This window comes from Streptomyces ziwulingensis, from assembly GCF_039542605.1.
Classification (GTDB): Bacteria; Actinomycetota; Actinomycetes; order Streptomycetales; family Streptomycetaceae; genus Streptomyces; species Streptomyces ziwulingensis.
In genome coordinates this window covers 12,617-29,124 of the sequence record NZ_BAABIG010000070.1, presented here as the reverse complement: position 1 = coordinate 29,124, position 16,508 = coordinate 12,617, and the positions used below count along the sequence as shown (strand labels likewise).

The following is a 16,508-nucleotide window of genomic DNA, read 5'->3' as shown; positions in this document are numbered from 1 at the left end:
GACGGCGATGCAGATCCGGCTGACCGTCGTAGACCCGCTGGGCCCGTTCTCCTCCCCCTCGGCGGGGAGCGCCGCGCGCTGCGACGTGCTCGTCACGGCGCCCGCGGGCACCGCCCTCGCCACGGTGGCGCCCGCGCTGGCCGCGGCGGTCCCGGGCGGGGACGCCTCCGGTCCGGGCCCCGGTTCCGGTGGCTCCGGTTCGGTGGTGCTGTACGCGGCCGAGCGGCGGCTCGACGCGCAGCGCTGCACGCTGGGCGAGCCCCCCTTGATCGACGGTGCCGTGCTCTTCCTGGGCGCCCCGGGCGATCCCCAGCCGCACCCCGAGTCGGCCGACGCCCCGACCCAGCTCCACGTCGTCGCCGGTCCCGACGCGGGCGGCGTCCACCTGCTGCACGGCGGCCAGATCCAGCTCGGCCGCGCCGCCGACGCGGACGTGGCGCTCGACGACCCCGACGTCTCCCGGGCGCACTGCGCCGTGACCGTCGCCGCCGACGGCCGGGTCACGGTCGCCGACCTCGGCTCCACCAACGGCACCTGCCTGGACGGCAGGCGGGTGGGCGAACGCCCGGTGCGGTTCCCGCCGGGGGCGCTGCTGCGGGTCGGCGAGTCGGCCCTGCGCCTGGTCCCGGCCCCCGGCACGGGGACACGCGTGGCGACGACGCCGGACGGGGAGGGGCACGTACGGGTGTCCACCCGGGGCGGCGGGGAGCACGGGCCGGCCGGCGGGGCCGCCGAGAGGCACCGGGCGGCAGCCGGACCGGGGGCGGGTGACGGTGCCGCGTCCGGGCCGGGGCGGACGGCACGCACGCGCGTGGGCGGTGACTCGGCGGCGGGGCAGGGCTCCTCCGGCGGGCCGGGGGCGCAGAGCGGTTCCGCGTCCGGGCCGGGGGCGGGGGGCAGTCCCGCGTCCGGGCCGGGGGCGGCGGGCGCACGCGTGGGCGACGGGTTCACAGGGAGCGGGCGGGGCCGGTCCGCCGGGCACGGTTACGGCGCGGAGGGCTGGGGCGCCGACGAGGCGTCCGGCGCGCGGGGCCACGGCCCGGTCGAGCCCCTCGTCCCCGGGCAGGGCCTCGCCCCGCGGATCGAGAACCAGCGCCCAGACGCGGTGGGCGGCGGCGGCACGCACGGGGGACGTTCCGGAGCGGGAGACGTCCCGGCGACGTCCGGGGCGGACGATCCGTACCGGGCGGACGATCCGTACCGGGCGGACGATCCGTACCGGGGGGACGATCCGTACCGGGGGGACGGGCCGGCCCTCGGGGGACACGCGGCCGACCCGCGCGACGCACATCGGGGGCAAGGGGCGGGCCCGTACGGAGGGACCGGCCGGTACGGAGAGGCGGGGCCGGACGGCGGCGCCGCCCGCGCGCACGGGCGCGAGGAGGGCTCGCGGGCGCCGTCCGGGTACGGCGAGACCGCCTCCAGGGGCGGCGGGTCCGTGAGCGGGTCGCACGACAGGGCCGGACGGCCGGGTGACCCGTACGCCGGGCACACGCGGGAGGCCGGTCCGCGGGACGGGTCGGAACCGGAGGCGTCCGCCCCCGGGGTCTCCCGCCGAGGAACTCCCCCCAGCGACGGCTACGGCGACGATCACGGCTACGACGACGGCTACAGCGACGGCGACGGGACCGGCGTCCCGTACAACACCACGAGCGGGCGTAAAGGGACGCCGTTGCGCGGGACCGACGCCCCGCAGGGTGTGCGTCGGCGTGGTGGGCTGTCGGCCTGGGCGCGGCGGCTGGCCGGCGGGCGGGCCGAGGAACCGGCGGCCGGGTCCGGCCAGGTCCCCGGCGCCCCCGAGGAACCGGCCGGCGCCCCGGTGGAGCCGGTGGCCGGTCCCTCCCCGGTGCCGGAGACCTGGCCGGACCCGGCCTCGCTGCTGCTGACGGCGCTGGCCCCCGGCCCCCGGCTGTGGGAGCGCGGTCCGGGTCACCCGGAGGCGCTCGCCGTGCGGCTCGGCACCGCCGACCGGGTCGCCCCCGGCGGCGCGGCGCCGCTGCCCGCCGTCCCGGTGACCGCCGGGCTCCGCGAGGCCGGGGCGCTGGGGCTGGCCGGACCGCGCGAGCGGCTCGCGGGGCTGGCCCGCGCCGTGCTGGCCCAGCTCGCCGCCCTGCACTCGCCCGACGCCCTGGAGATCGTCCTGATCAGCGCGGACCGTACCCGCCCCGCGGCGGACCGCGCCGCGGAGTGGTCCTGGCTCGGCTGGCTGCCGCACCTGCGCCCGGGGCACGGCCAGGACTGCCGGCTCCTGCTCGCCCACGACCGCGAACAGGCCACGGCCCGCACCCAGGAACTCCTGCGCCGCCTCGAAGACCACCTGGAGGACCACCGGACGGTCGCGGTGCCGGACCCGGCGACGGGCCCGGTCACCGGCCTGACCACCCCGGCGCAGGCCGTCCCCGCGCAGGCCGCCCCCGCGCAGGCCACCTCCGCGCAGCCCACCTCCGCGCAGGCCGTCCCCGCGTCCGACCACCGCCGCCCCTCCTGGGCGCTCCCGGACGACGCGGCCGGCGTGGCCGGCGCCGGCGAGGGTGCCGGGCGCGGCTTCCCGGGGCCGTACACCGTCGTCGTCGTGGACGGTGATCTGCCCGGCGCCGATCTGCGCGAGGCGGTGGCGCGGCTGGCCGTGGAGGGGCCGGGGGCCGGCATCCACGTCGTGTGTCTCGCCGAGACGCCCCCCGCCTCCCCCCTCTCCCCGGTGACGCGGACGTACGAGGCGGCCTGCGCGGTGTCGCCGGTGTTCCGGCACTGCGGCGCGGTGGCGCTGCTCAGCGGGGACGTGGCGACGGCCCTGCGGCTGCTGCGCGTCGCCCCCGCGGGGTCGGCCCCGGCCGGTCCGGTCGGGCACGGCACCCTGGGCACCGTGGACGCCGTCTCCCTGGCCTGGGCGGAGCGCTTCGCGCGGGCGCTGGCCCCGCTGCGCACGGAGGGCGGCGCCGGTGAGCGGCACGCGCGGGTGTCCGCGCCGCTGCCCCAGGCGGCCCGCCTCCTCGACGAACTGGGACTCGCCCGCGCCACCCCCGCGTCCCTGATGGCGCGCTGGGCGGACGCCGCCGACGACGCGCAGGCCCTCGGCGGACGGGCGCAGGGCGTGCTGGGCGCCGGACCGCGCGGCCCGGTCGTCGTGGACCTCGCCGCCGAGGGACCGCACCTGCTGATCGAGGGGGCGCCGGGCAGCGGCCGTACGGAACTGCTGCGCGCCCTCGTCGCCTCGCTCGCCTCCGCCGAACGCCCCGACCGCCTCGGCATCGTGCTGATGGACGGGCGGGACAGCACCGGTGCGGGCGGCGCGTCCGGTGAGGGGCTGCGGGTCTGCACGGACGTCCCGCACGTGACCACCCACCTCACCGCCGACGACCCGGTGCGGATGCGGGAGTTCGCCCAGTCGCTGAGCGCCGAACTGAAACGGCGGGCGGAGCTGCTCGGGCGTTCGGACTTCGCCCGGTGGCACACCGGGCACGAGGTGTCCGGCCGGCTGGTCGCCCAGCGCTCGGCGGGTACGACGCGCGGCGCGGACGGACCGGCGGCGGGGCAGGGCGCGCCGGGCGGGGTGCGCTGCGGGGCCGCGGATCTGGACAGCCCGCCCAGTTCGACGCTGCGGCTGCGGCCGGGGGCGGCCCGGCGGCGGGCGGAGGCGGCGCCGCCGCTGCCCCGCCTGGTGGTGATCGTGGACGACCTCGACGCGTTGGTCGCTCCCCCGCTGGGCTCGCCCGGGCGGCCCGCCGCCGGGTCGGTGATGCGGGCGCTGGAGGCCGTCGCGCGCGAGGGCGAGCGGCTGGGCGTGCACCTGGTGGCCGCCGCCGTGCCCGGGGGCCGTACCGCGCAGACGGAACCGGCCCGCCGGGCCGCGCTGCGGGTCACGCTCGACCCGCCGGTGCCGGGACCGGACGAACCGGTGCCGGGACGCGGCCGGTTGGCGTGGGCGGACGGCCGTACGGTCCCGTTCCAGGGCGGCCGGGTCACCGGCCGCATCCCTCGGACGGCGACCCTGCGCCCCACGGTGGTGCCGCTGGAGTGGCACCGCATGGGCGACCCGCCGGCCCGCCGCCCGGTGCGCGAACTGGGCAACGGGCCGACCGATCTGGCCCTGCTGGCCAGCGCGTTGGAGCGGGCGGCCCGGCAGGTGTCGGCGGCCCAGGTGCCCTCCCTGCTCTGATCCCCTCGCTGAGCCCCGCCGCGCTCCCCTCGCTGAGCCCCGCCGCGCTCCCGTCGCTGAGCCCTGCCCCGCTCCCCGCGCTGAGCCCTGCCCTGCTCCCCGCCCCTGGTCACGAGGGAGTCACGATCCCCCGGTAGGCGTGGGACGCGCTCTTGCCGCCCCCGTCCCCCCGGGCGTACACAGAGCCCACGGAACAGCGCGGAGACGTTCGACGAGGAACGAAGAACGGGGCAGTGATGCGCAGGAGCAGCACCATCCGGACACGCCGGACCGCGAGGGGCACGAGGCCCGCGACCGCCACGGGGGCCGCCACCGTCACGAGATCCGCCACCGCCGCGCGGGCCGCCGCGGCCGTCGTCGCGGGCGCGCTGGCGGTCACGCTCACCGCGTGCGGGGGCGACGACGACGGGGACGACAAGGGCGGCGCGGACACCGGCGGCAAGGAGACGGCGGCCACCGTCACCCTGCCGAAGCTGGACGGCGAGAGCCTGGAGGTCGCCGCCGTCTGGACCGGCGCCGAGCAGAAGAACTTCAAGCAGGTCCTCGCCGAGTTCGAGAGGCGCACCGGCGCCAAGGTGACCTTCGTGCCCGCGCAGGACCCGATCATCAACTTCCTCGGGTCGAAGATCGCCGGCGGTGCCCCGCCGGACGTGGCGATGCTGCCGCAGCCGGGCGCCGTCAAGCAGGCGGTCGAGAAGGGCTGGGCGAAGCCGCTGGGCGACGCGGCCCGCGCGGAGCTGGCCAAGAACTACTCGCAGGGCTGGCAGGACATCGGCACGGTCGACGGCAAGCCGTACGGCGTCTACTACAAGGCCGCCAACAAGTCGCTGATCTGGTACAACGCCCAGGTCTTCGAGAACGCGGGCGCCACCGAGCCGAAGACCTGGGACGAGTTGCTGACCACCGCGCAGACCGTCTACGACTCCGGCGTCACGCCGTTCTCGGTCGGCGGCGCCGACGGCTGGACCCTCACCGACTGGTTCGAGAACATCTACCTCTCCCAGGCGGGCCCGGAGAAGTACGACCAGCTCGCCGCGCACGAGATCAAGTGGACCGACCCGTCCGTGCAGGACGCCCTGACCACCCTCGCCGGGATCTGGGGCAAGAAGGACTATGTGGCGGGCGGCGCGCAGGGCGCCCTCCAGACGGAGTTCCCGGCCTCGGTGACCCAGACCTTCACCGGCGGCGACCAGCCGAAGGCCGGCATGGTCTACGAGGGCGACTTCGTGCAGGTCAACATCGGGGAGACCAAGGCGAAGGTCGGCACGGACGCGAAGGTGTTCCCGTTCCCGCCGGTGGGTGACACCGCGCCGGTGGTCTCCGGCGGCGACGCGGCGGTGATCCTGGAGGAGTCGAAGGCGGCGCAGGCGCTGGCCACCTTCCTGGCCTCACCGGACGCGGCGACGATCCAGGCGAAGCTGGGCGGCTACCTCTCGCCGAACAGAAGCGTCGACGCCGCCGCGTACCCGAACGACGTGCAGCGCGAGATGGCCGAGGCGCTCATCGCGGCCGGCGACGACTTCCGCTTCGACATGTCCGACCAGGCGCCGCAGGCGTTCGGCGGCACGCCCGGCAAGGGCGAGTGGAAGGCGCTGCAGGACTTCCTGAAGGACCCGAAGGACATCGCGGGCGCGCAGCGGAAGCTGGAGGCGGACGCGGCGGCCGCCTACGGGGACTGACGCGGTGGCGTCGACCGCGGCGGCGGGGGGCCCTGCGGGCCCCGCCGCCCCCAAGTCGCGCAGGAGTGTGACCGGCACCCGCAGGACCGTGGCGGTGTTGTTCCTGCTGCCCGCCTTCGTGCTGCTCGGCGCGCTCGTGGTCTACCCGATCGGGTACTCGCTCGTCCGCAGCTTCTACGACCAGTCCGGTGACGGCTTCGCCGGACTGGACAACTACCAGGCCCTGTTCACCGACGACGGCATCCGTACCGCGCTGAAGAACAACATCGTCTGGGTGGTGTTCGCGCCGACCGTGGCCACCGCCCTCGGCCTGGTCTTCGCGGTGCTGACCGAACGGGTGCGCTGGGGCACGGCGTTCAAGCTGGTCGTCTTCATGCCGATGGCGATCTCGATGCTCGCGGCCGGCATCATCTTCCGGCTGGTCTACGACCAGGACCCGGACAAGGGCATCGCCAACGCGGTGTGGGTGGGCGTGCACGACACGTTCGCCGAGTCGTCGGCGTTCCCCAAGGCGCACCCCGGGCGCGATTCGCCACTGGAGGCGGCCGGCGGGGGCGCGTTCGTCACCAAGGAGCCGGTCCGGGCCGGCCGGCCGGTCGTGCTGCCGCTGGTCGGGGTCGCCCCGGACCTGCTGCCGGACGGCGCGGAGCCCGCCGCGGCGGCGCAGCCCGAGGACGGCAGGGTCACCGGCACCACCTGGCAGGACTTCACCCGCGGCAAGGGCGTCGGCACCCTCGGCGGGGTCGACGCCGGCGAACTCGGCTACCCCGGCATGCGGATCGAGGCGGTCCGGGACGGTGCGGTCGTCGCGGCCACCGAGGCGGCGGGCGACGGCACGTTCACGCTGCCCGCGGCGGCCGACGGGGCGCTGCTGCGGCTGCCCGCGGACAACTTCGAGGAGCCGTACAACGGCCTGGACTGGCTCGGCCCGGCGCTGGTCACCCCGGCCGTCATCGGCTCGTACGTGTGGATGTGGGCGGGGTTCGCGATGGTGCTGATCGCGGCCGGGCTCGCGGGTATCCCCCGGGAGCTGCTGGAGGCGGCGCGCGTCGACGGGGCGAGCGAGTGGCAGGTGTTCCGCAGGGTCACCGTCCCCCTCCTCGCCCCGGTCCTCGCGGTCGTCGCCGTCACCCTGATGATCAACGTGCTGAAGATCTTCGACCTGGTGTTCATCATCGCCCCGGGCTCCTCGCAGGACGACGCGAACGTCCTCGCGCTGGAGCTGTACCGCAAGGGCTTCGCCGAGGACCAGCCGGGCGTCGCGAGCGCGATCTCGGTCTTCCTGCTGCTCCTGGTGATCCCGGTGATGTGGTTCAACGTGCGACGGCTGCGGCGGGAGGTGCGGCGATGACCGCGGACGCGGGCTCCGTCCCGAAGGCGGCGCGGGGCGCCCGGCCCCGCCGGTCGCTGGGTGCCCGGCTGGCCGGGCGCGCGAGCGGCGGCCTGGTGCGGGTGGTACTGCTCCTGGTGGGCCTGTTCTGGCTGGTCCCGACGATCGGTCTGCTGCTGTCCTCGCTGCGGACCTCGCAGGACATGGCCGCCGACGGCTGGTGGCAGGTGTTCGCCGAGCCCTCCCGGCTCACCTTCGGTGCCTACCAGGAACTGCTGAAGAACGGCGACATCACCGACTCGCTGCTCAACACCGTGCTGATCACGGTCCCGGCCACCGTCCTGGTGGTGGTGATCGGCTCGCTGGCCGGTTACGCGTTCGCCTGGATGGAGTTCCCCGGCCGCGACTGGTGGTTCCTGGGCGTGGTCGGGCTGCTGGTGGTGCCGGTGCAGGTCGCGCTGATCCCGATCGCCGAACTGTTCGGCAAGGTCGGCCTGTTCGGTTCGCTGCTGGGCGTGGTCCTCTTCCACGTCGGGTTCGGCCTGCCGTTCGCGGTGTTCCTGCTGCGGAACTTCTTCGCCGAGATCCCGCGGGAGCTGCTGGAGGCGGCCCGCCTGGACGGCGCCGGTGAACTGCGGCTGTTCGCCCGGGTGGTGATGCCGCTGGGCGGCCCGGCCATCGCGAGCCTCGGCATCTTCCAGTTCCTGTGGGTGTGGAACGACATGCTGGTCGCGCTGATCTTCTCGGACTCCGGGAACCAGCCGATCACGGTCGCCCTGCAGACACAGGTACGGCAGTTCGGCAACAACATCGACGTGCTGGCACCCGGCGCGTTCATCTCCATGGTGATCCCGCTGGCCGTGTTCTTCGCGTTCCAGCGGCAGTTCGTGTCCGGCGTGATGGCGGGCGCGGTGAAGTGACCGGCGGGCGGGCACGGTGAAGTGACCGGCGGGCGGGCACGGCCGGCGGACACGTGAGCGAGGGGGGACGGACCGACACCGGTTCGTCCCTTTTCTCTCACTTTCCACCTCTTTTCCTCGCTTCCCCTCGTTTTCCCTGGCTTTTCCCTGGCTCCGGGTCCCCCGTATGCCACAGGCGGCGTAACCAAGTCACTCCATCGGCCGTTCCCGGGCCGGAACGCCCGCGCCGACCCATGGATGTCCCCCTGTGCCCAGGTTCAGTGTCATCGTCCCCGCGTACCAGGTCCAGGCGTATCTGCACGAGTGCCTGGAATCGGTGCTGTCCCAGTCGTACCCGGATCTCGAACTGATCGCGGTCGACGACGCCTCGCCGGACGCCTGCGGCGACATCATCGAGGAGTTCGCGGCGCGCGACGGGCGGGTCCGGCCGGTCCGGCTGCCCGAGAACCAGGGCCTGGGCCCGGCCCGCAACGCCGGGATGCGCCACGCCCGCGGCGACTACCTGGTCTTCCTCGACGGCGACGACACGCTCACCCCGCACGCGCTGCGGACGCTGGCCGACCGGCTGAAGGAGACCGGCGAGCCGGACGTCCTGGTCTACGACTACGCGCGCACCTACTGGACGGGCGAGGCGGTGCGCAACCAGGCCGCCGCCCGGCTCGGCGAGCGGGGCCCGGCCCCGTTCCGGCTGGCCGACCGCCCCGAGCTGCTGAACCTGATGATGGTGGCCTGGAACAAGACCTGCCGCCGGGAGTTCGTGCGGCGCCGCGGCCTCGCCTTCCCGCCGGGTTTCTACGAGGACACCCCGTGGACGTACCCCGTGCTGATGGCGGCGGAGTCCATCGCGACCCTGGACCGGGTCTGCGTGCACTACCGCCAGCGCCGCCGGGGCTCCATCCTGGGCACGGCCAGCGACCGGCACTTCGACGTCTTCGACCAGTACGACCGGGTCTTCGCGTTCCTCGACTCCGATCCGGCGCTGGCCCGCTGGCGGCCGGTGCTGTACCGGCGGATGGCCGACCACCTGACGGTGGTGTTCACCCGGCGCGCGCGGCTGCCGCGCGGCTCACGCGCCGCGTTCCTGCGGCAGGTCCGCGCCCACCTGCGCCGCTACCGCGTCCCCGGCGCCCCGGCCCCGCTGCCGGTCCGGCTGCGCCACGCCCTGCTCCGGCTCGGCCTGCACCGCACCTACCACTGCCTGCGACTGGCCTCGGCCCTCGCCCGGCGCGCCGGGCGGCTCACCGGGCGGGCGCCGCGCGCGGCGCGGTCCGCCGCCCTGCGCCTGCACTACCGCGTGCAGCGGCTGCTGCCCGTCCGGGCCGACCGGGCGCTGTTCGCCGTCGACGGGGGCGGCGGGCACGGCTGCAACCCGGGCGCCCTGGAGCGGGCGTTCCGCGATCTGGCGCCGCACATCCGTACGGCGTGGGCGACCGGCCGCGCCCATCACCACGACGTCCCGCCGGGCCCGCGCCGGCTGTCCCCGGGCACGGCGGCGTACCTCACCGCGCTGGCCCGCGCCAAGTACCTGGTGCACAACGGCGCCACGGACCCGCTGCTGGTCAAGCGCAGGGGCCAGGTGCTGGTGCAGACGCGGGCCGGCACCCCGCTGGGGCACCTGGGCCTGGACCTCCAGGAGCGCCCGGCGGCGGCCGGCCGGACCGACTTCGCCCGGCTGCTGCGCGAGGTGGACTCCTGGGACTGGGTGCTCTCCGCCAACCGCCACTCGACCCTGACCTGGGAGCGCGTCTTCCCCGGCGGCTACACGACGCTGGAGTGCGGCCAGCCCCGTACCGACGTCTTCCAGCGGGCGACGGCCGCGGACGTGGCCCGGCTGCGCGAGGTGTTCGGCATCCCGCAGGGCGCGGTCGCGCTGCTGTACGCGCCCGCCCACCGCGACTGGTGGCGCACCCAGCGCCCCGTCCTCGACCTGGAACGCGTCCTGCGCCGCCTCGGCCCGCGCTTCGTCGTGCTGGCCCGCGGTGTGCCCGACGTCCGCGCCGCCGGCCGTCTCCTCGACGTCACCGGCCACCCGGACCTCGCCGCGCTCTGCCTGGCCTCGGACGCCCTGGTCACCGACTACTCGCCGCTGATGTTCGACTACGCGGGCCTGGACCGGCCGATCGTGCTGCACACCGAGGACCTCCAGGCGTACGAGGCGGCCCGCGGCACCTACGTCGACCTGTGCTCCTTCCCGCCGGGGGCGCTCGCGCGCAGCGAGGACGAGCTGATCGGCGTCTTCGCGGGCGGGCAGTGGCGCGACTCCCGTGCCACCGCGCTCAGGGCGGCGTTCCGGGAGCGGTTCTGCCCGTACGACGACGGCCGCGCCGCCGAGCGCGCGGTGCGCCGGATCGTGCTGGGCGAGAGCGAGCCGCTGCCGGTCGTCCCGCCCGCCGGGCGCCGTCCGGCCCCGGCCGCCGCGGCGCGCGCCCGTCCCCAGCTCGTCACCGTGCCCGGCCCGGCCGGTCCGCGCGCCGTCACCGACCGCCACTGACCGCCGTTGTGCACCGGGAGTCCGCCATGCCCCTGAGCCCGTCGCGGCCCACGCCGATCCGGCCGCCCGTGCGGCGGCCGACGGGACGGCCCGGCCGCCCCCGGGCCGCCTGAGCCGGTCCCGGCCGCCGGTCCGGCGGCGGGCTCAAGACAGCAAGCCGACGTGAGACAGAGAGAACGCAATGCCCCGCTTCAGCATCATCGTCCCCTCCCACGGGGTCGCCGGCCGGCTGGCCCAGGCGCTGGACTCGGTCCTCGCCCAGTCCTTCGGCGACTTCGAGCTGATCCCGGTGTGCCGGACGCCGGACTGTCCGGCCGCGGAGGTGGCCGCCGCCCTCGCGCGGCGGGACTCGCGGGTGGCGCCCGTGCACTCGCCGCCGGCGGACGGTCTGGCCGGGGCGCGCGACACCGGGGTCCGGGCGGCGACCGGCACGTATCTGCTCTTCCTCGACGGCGACGACGCCCTCGTCCCGGGCGCGCTGGCGGCGCTGGACGCCCGGCTGACCGTCACCGGCGACGTGGACGTCCTGTACTTCGAGCACGAGAAGGTCCCCTGGTGGGAGGGCGAGCCGACCAATCCGGCCGCCCCGCTGCTGGCGGACGCCCCGGGTGGCGCCTTCCCGCCGGGTGCCGCGCCCGGACTGACCGGTGTGCGGCTGCCGGCCTGGAGCGCGGCCTACCGCCGTGCCTTCCTGGCCGAGCGGCGGCTGTCCTTTCCCGCCGGGCACTTCACCGACGTCGGCTTCGGCGCTCTGGTCACGGCGGAGGCCCGGCGGATCGCGGTGCTGCGGTCGGTCGTCGTGCGGCATCTGGTGCGGCGCCAGGGCAACCGGCTGAACCTGCCGGGCGCGCACCACGCCGAACTGCTGGACCAGGTCGAGCGGGTGCTGGTCCGCGTCGCCGGGCTCGGGCTCGGCGCCGAACGGGCGGGTGCGCTGTTCGAGCAGCTCTTCGCGGCGGTCCTGAAGACGGCGGCGCACCCGAGGCGGCTGCCCGCGGACCGCCGGGCCTTCTTCCGCCGGGCGAGCGCGCTGTACCGGGCGCACCGTCCGGCCGGTTTCGCGCTGCCCGGCGGCAGCCTCGGGGTGCAGCACCGGCTGCTGGCCCGGGGCGCGTACGGCGCGTTCCGTGTGCTGCGCGGCGCCAACCGGGCGGTGACGGCCGTACTGACCCGGCTGCCCCGGCCGCGCGGCCTGCGCACCCGGCTGCGCTACCGGTTCCACCTGGCCCGCCCGCTCGACGAGAACCTCGTCGTGTACTGCGCCTACTGGGGCCGGGGCTACGCCTGCAATCCGGCCGCGATCCACGCCAAGGCCCGCGAACTCGCCCCGCATCTGCGGGCGGTCTTCCTGGTCGAGGCCGGCCAGGCGCACACGATGCCGGAGGACGTGGAGCACGCGGTGATCGGCGGCCGCCGCTACTGGGAGGTGCTGGCCCGCGCCAAGTACCTGGTGAACAACGCCAACTTCGCCGAGGGTGTCGTCAAGCGCCCCGGCAGCGTCCACCTCCAGACCCAGCACGGCACCCCGCTGAAGAAGATGGGTGTCGACCAGTCGACGTACCCGGTGGTGGCCGCGGCCTCCGGCAGCTTCACCAGGCTGCTGGGCCGGGTGGACCGCTGGGACTACAACCTCTCCGCCAACCGCCACTCCACCCAGATGTGGGAGCGCGCCTTCCCCGGCTCCTACGAGCACCTGGAGTACGGCTATCCGCGCAACGACGTCTACACCACGGCGACCGCCGAGGACGTGGCCCGGATCCGGCACGAACTCGGCGTCCCCGAGGGGAAGACGGCCGTGCTGTACGCCCCCACCCACCGCGACCACCGCTCCGGCTTCGAGTCCGGTCTCGACCTGGCGGCGTTCTGCGCGGCGGCCGGCGAGGACGTCGTGATCCTGCTGCGCGCCCACTACTTCTACGACCGGGGCGGCGCGCTCGGCGGCGAAAGGATCATCGACGTCACCGCGCACCGCTCCGCCGAGGACGTCTGCCTGGCCGCCGACGCGCTGGTCACCGACTACTCGTCGATCATGTTCGACTACGCCAACCTGGACCGGCCGATCGTCGTGTACGCCGACGACTGGGACGTCTACCGGGAGACCCGCGGCGTCTACTTCGACCTGATGGCCGAGCCGCCCGGCCCCGTCGCCCGCACCCCCGAGGAGCTGGCCCGCCTCTTCGCCGACGGCTCCTGGGCGGGACCGGAGTCGGCCGCCCTGCGGGCCCGGTTCCGGGAGCGGTTCTGCGAGTTCGACGACGGCCGGGCCGCCGAGCGCGTCGTCCGCCGGGTGCTGCTCGGCGAGGACCCCGAGGCGCTCCCGCCCGTGCTGCCGCTCGCCGAGCGGGTCCCGGCCCCCGCCGCCGCCACCCTCGTAAGGAGCTGAACCCGACGTGCCCCGCTTCAGCGTCATCATCCCCTGCTACAAGGTGCAGGGCTTCCTGCGCGAGTGCCTCGACTCGGTCCTCGGGCAGTCCTACCGGGACGTCGAGGTGATCGCCGTCGACGACCGCTCCCCGGACGGCTGCGGCGCGATCCTGGACGAGTACGCGGCCCGCGACGAGCGGCTGCGCGTGCTGCACCTGGCGGAGAACGTGGGCCTGGGCCGGGCCCGCAACGCCGGGATGCCGCTCGCCACCGGCGACTACCTCCTCTTCCTCGACAGCGACGACACGCTCACCCCCGGCGCGCTGCGCGCGATGGCCGACCGGCTGGCCGAGACCGACGACCCGGACGTGCTGGTCTTCGACTACGCGCGCACCTACTGGTGGGGCGGCACCCGCCGCAACGCCCTCGCCCACGTCCTCGCCGACGCCCGGGGCGCCACCTTCACCCTCACCGAACGCCCCGAGATCCTCGACCTGCTGATGGTGGTCTGGAACAAGGCGTACCGGCGCGACTTCGTGGAGCGCGAGGGTTTCACCTTCCCGCCGGGTTACTACGAGGACACGCCCTGGACCTTCCCGGTGCTGCTCAGCGCCGGGCGGATCGCGGTGCTGGACCGGATCTGCCTGGACTACCGGCAGCGCCGCCAGGGCAACATCCTCTCCACCACCAGCCGCAAGCACTTCGACATCCACGCGCAGTACGAGCGGGTCTTCGCCTTCCTCGACGCCCGCCCGCAGCTCGCCGGGTGGCGGCCGTACCTGCACATCAAGATGGGCGAGCACTGTCTGGACATCCTCTCCAAGCCGGACCGGCTGCCGCCGTCCGACCGGGCCGAGTTCTTCCGCCGCACCGCCGCACTCTTCCGCGCCCACCGGCCGCCGGGCGCGCCGGTCCCGGCCGGGCTGCGGGTGCTGGAGCAGGGGTACGCGGTCTACGCGGCCCGGCGGCGGGCCGGGCAGGCGGTGCGCGCCGCGGCCCGCCGGGCGGGGCGGACGCGGACGGCGGCGGCCGGGAAGCTGGGCCGGGCCCGCCCGCTTCTCACCGTCCGCCGTCCGCTCGACCCGGAGCTGGCCGTCTACTCGGCCTTCTCCCACCGGGGGGTGTACGGCGACCCCGCGGCGATCTACCGGGCGGCCCGGCACTGGGCCCCGCACCTGCGCGGGGTGTGGGTGCTGCGGGACGAGGAGCAGGTGCCGCTGCTGCCCGCCGGGGTGGAGCACGTCCTCCTCGGCAGCGCCGCCTACCGCCGGGTGACCGAGCGGGCCACGTTCTTCGTCAACAACGTCAACTGGCCGGGCGCGCTGCGCAAGCGGCCCGGCAGCGTCCACATCCACACCCACCAGGGGACGCCGCTGAAGTACATGGGCGCGGACCTGCTGGACAAGCCCGGCGCCCGGCTGGGCGTGGACGTGCCGCAGATGCTGCGCCGCGCCGACCGCTGGGACCACAGCCTGGTCGCCAACCCGCACTCGGAGCGGGTGTGGGAGCGGGCCTATCCGTGCCACTTCGCCTCGGCCCGCACCGGCAGCCCGCGCAACGACGTCCTGGTCCGGGGGCGCGCCGACCGGGCGGCCGGGGCCGGGTTCCGCCTGCGGTACGGCATTCCGGCGGACCACACGGTGGTGCTGTACGCGCCGACCCGCCGCGACTACCGGCGTGGCGGCCACGTCGAGCGGTTCGACCCGGCCCGGCTGGCGGCCGACCTGGGCCCCGGGCACACCCTGGTGGTCCGTCTGCACCCCTCCCTCGCCGCCTCCCCCGCGCGCGGTCTGGGCCTGAGCGAGCTGCACCGGCGGGGCGTGCTGGTCGACGCCACCGACGAACCGCACGTCGAGGAGGTCATGCTCGCCTCCGACGTCCTGGTCACCGACTACTCCGCCCTGATGTTCGACTACGCCAACCTGGACCGGCCGATCGTGATCCTCGCCGACGACCGGGAGGCGTACGCGGCGAGCCGGGGCACCTACTTCGACATCACCGCCGAGCCGCCGGGCCAGGTGGCGGGCACCTACCGGGAACTGGCGTATCTCTTCACCTCGGGCGCGTGGCGGGACGAGGAGGCCGGGCGGCTGCGGTCGGCGTTCGCCGGACGGTTCTGCGCGTTCGACGACGGGCGGGCCGCCGAGCGGGTGGTGCGGACGCTGATGCTGGGCGAGGAGCTGCCGGGGCAGGTGTCCGTGCCGGACGCCCGGTCGGCCCGGTCGGCCGGCCGTGACCTGATGACCTCCTCGTGAGACCGCGCGCCTGGGTCCTGCTCCTGGCGGCGGTCTTCGCGCTGCTCCAGCTCACCGACGTCACCGGGCGGTCCACCCCGGACAGCAAGAACTACGTGTCGTACGCCTTGAGTCTGGCCGGGGCGCAGAAGCGGGAGGCGGCGGCGGGTGCCATCGAGCATTTCTGCGCGAGCCGGGCCTCGGACGCGAAGCGCGCGCAGAGCGTGCATGTGGTCCGCTTCCACCGGGCCGACCCCGCGCCGCTGGTGCGGGCGGAGTGCCGGGAGCGGGAGTGGCGGGCGATCGAGCGGGGGCTGCGGGCCGGGCGGACCGGCGGCCACACCGCGCCGTTCATGCCGGAGCGCTTCATGCGGATCTTCGAGGCGCGCCCCGGCTACCCGGTGTTCCTGGTGCCCTTCGTGACCCTGCTCGGGGTGACCTGGGGGGTGTGGACGGCGGGCGTGCTGCTCGCGGCCGGGGGCGGGGTGCTGGCCTTCCTGATCCTGCGCACCGTCTCCGTGCCGGTGCCGTTCGCGCTGACCGGGCAGGCGCTGTACTACGTGCTGCCGACCGGGGCGACCGCCATGCGCCCGATGACCGAGGGGCTGCTGCTGGCGCTGACCCTGGCGGCGGTGTGGGGCTGTGCGCTGGTGCTGTGCGCGGGGCGGGCGCGGGCGGGGTTCGCGCTGGTCGCGGGGGCGTCGGCGGCGCTGTTCACCGTGAAGCACTCGCAGGCGCTCTTCCTCGGGGGGTGCCTGGCGGCGGCGGGCGCGGCGGTGGCGTGGCGGCGGCACCGGCGGGGCCGGCCGCCGGGCCCGGACGTGCTCCGGCTGGCGGCGGTGGGCCTGGGGTCCGCCCTGGCCACGGTGGCGCTGGCCCGGCTGCTGCACCACCCCTCGGAGTCGGAGAGCCTCCAGGATCTGCTGACCCACCACTTCGCCCGGCCGGACCGGGCGCGGCCGTGGGCGGAGTTCTTCCAGTTGCAGGGCAACTTCTGGACCGAGTGGTCGCGCCGGCAGGCGCGGGACCCGCTGTTCGTCACGGCGTTGGCGGCCGGGGTGTGGGGCGCGCTGCGCCGCCCCGCGTTCGGCGCCTTCGTGGTCGCGGCGGCGGCCACCGGCGTCCTCACCCAGGCCGGGCATCCGGACGTCGGCATCGGGGGCCGGCTGATCGTGATGGCCTGGCTGCTGCCGGTCCTGGGGGTGCCGCTGCTGCTGGCGCCGGTGGTGCGGGACGGGATGTCCCTGCCGGCGCAGGGGCACACCGACCGGGTCCGCGCGGTCAACTGATCACCGCATCGCCGGACAATCACCCGATGGGGTGATCACACGTCA

General features: G+C 75.7%; 8 protein-coding genes. All 8 read left to right on the top strand.

Annotated features, from left to right (window positions below; all coding sequences use genetic code 11):
- The first annotated feature begins 7 nt into the window (after window positions 1-7).
- The 8 genes from ABEB00_RS28615 to ABEB00_RS28580 all read left to right on the top strand — a co-directional run bounded on the left by ABEB00_RS28615 (window position 8) and on the right by ABEB00_RS28580 (window position 16,463).
- On the top strand, window positions 8-4,156 hold the full coding sequence (locus tag ABEB00_RS28615) for an FHA domain-containing protein (RefSeq protein WP_345623345.1): 4,149 nt from the start codon (window positions 8-10) through the stop codon (window positions 4,154-4,156).
- A gap of 236 nt (window positions 4,157-4,392) precedes the next feature.
- Window positions 4,393-5,835: an ABC transporter substrate-binding protein gene (locus ABEB00_RS28610; protein ID WP_345623344.1), complete on the top strand. Its 1,443-nt coding sequence runs from the start codon at window positions 4,393-4,395 to the stop codon at window positions 5,833-5,835.
- Between the two features lie 67 nt (window positions 5,836-5,902).
- A complete protein-coding gene (locus ABEB00_RS28605) occupies window positions 5,903-7,186 on the top strand; it encodes a carbohydrate ABC transporter permease (protein WP_345623343.1) in 1,284 nt (427 codons plus the stop codon).
- A complete protein-coding gene (locus ABEB00_RS28600; protein WP_345623341.1) occupies window positions 7,183-8,085 on the top strand; it encodes a carbohydrate ABC transporter permease in 903 nt (300 codons plus the stop codon). The genes ABEB00_RS28605 and ABEB00_RS28600 overlap by 4 nt, the downstream gene beginning before the upstream one ends.
- A gap of 247 nt (window positions 8,086-8,332) precedes the next feature.
- On the top strand, window positions 8,333-10,576 hold the full coding sequence (locus ABEB00_RS28595) for a bifunctional glycosyltransferase/CDP-glycerol:glycerophosphate glycerophosphotransferase (protein WP_345623339.1): 2,244 nt from the start codon (window positions 8,333-8,335) through the stop codon (window positions 10,574-10,576).
- Between the two features lie 181 nt (window positions 10,577-10,757).
- The gene (locus tag ABEB00_RS28590; RefSeq protein WP_345623337.1) at window positions 10,758-12,959 is read left to right on the top strand and encodes a CDP-glycerol glycerophosphotransferase family protein; all 2,202 of its coding nucleotides are present in this window, start codon (window positions 10,758-10,760) and stop codon (window positions 12,957-12,959) included.
- A gap of 7 nt (window positions 12,960-12,966) precedes the next feature.
- A complete protein-coding gene (locus tag ABEB00_RS28585) occupies window positions 12,967-15,195 on the top strand; it encodes a bifunctional glycosyltransferase/CDP-glycerol:glycerophosphate glycerophosphotransferase (protein ID WP_345623335.1) in 2,229 nt (742 codons plus the stop codon).
- A complete protein-coding gene (locus ABEB00_RS28580; protein ID WP_345623334.1) occupies window positions 15,192-16,463 on the top strand; it encodes a hypothetical protein in 1,272 nt (423 codons plus the stop codon). Before ABEB00_RS28585 ends, ABEB00_RS28580 begins: the two co-directional genes overlap by 4 nt.
- The last annotated feature ends 45 nt before the right edge of the window (window positions 16,464-16,508 follow it).

Bases quoted from the DNA above. Each gene is read 5' to 3' on its own strand.
- ABEB00_RS28610 (WP_345623344.1), top strand. From the start codon at position 4,393: ATGCGCAGGAGCAGCACCATCCGGACACGCCGGACCGCGAGGGGCACG.
- ABEB00_RS28590 (WP_345623337.1), top strand. From the start codon at position 10,758: ATGCCCCGCTTCAGCATCATCGTCCCCTCCCACGGGGTCGCCGGCCGG.
- ABEB00_RS28615 (WP_345623345.1), top strand. From the start codon at position 8: ATGCAGATCCGGCTGACCGTCGTAGACCCGCTGGGCCCGTTCTCCTCC.
- ABEB00_RS28600 (WP_345623341.1), top strand. From the start codon at position 7,183: ATGACCGCGGACGCGGGCTCCGTCCCGAAGGCGGCGCGGGGCGCCCGG.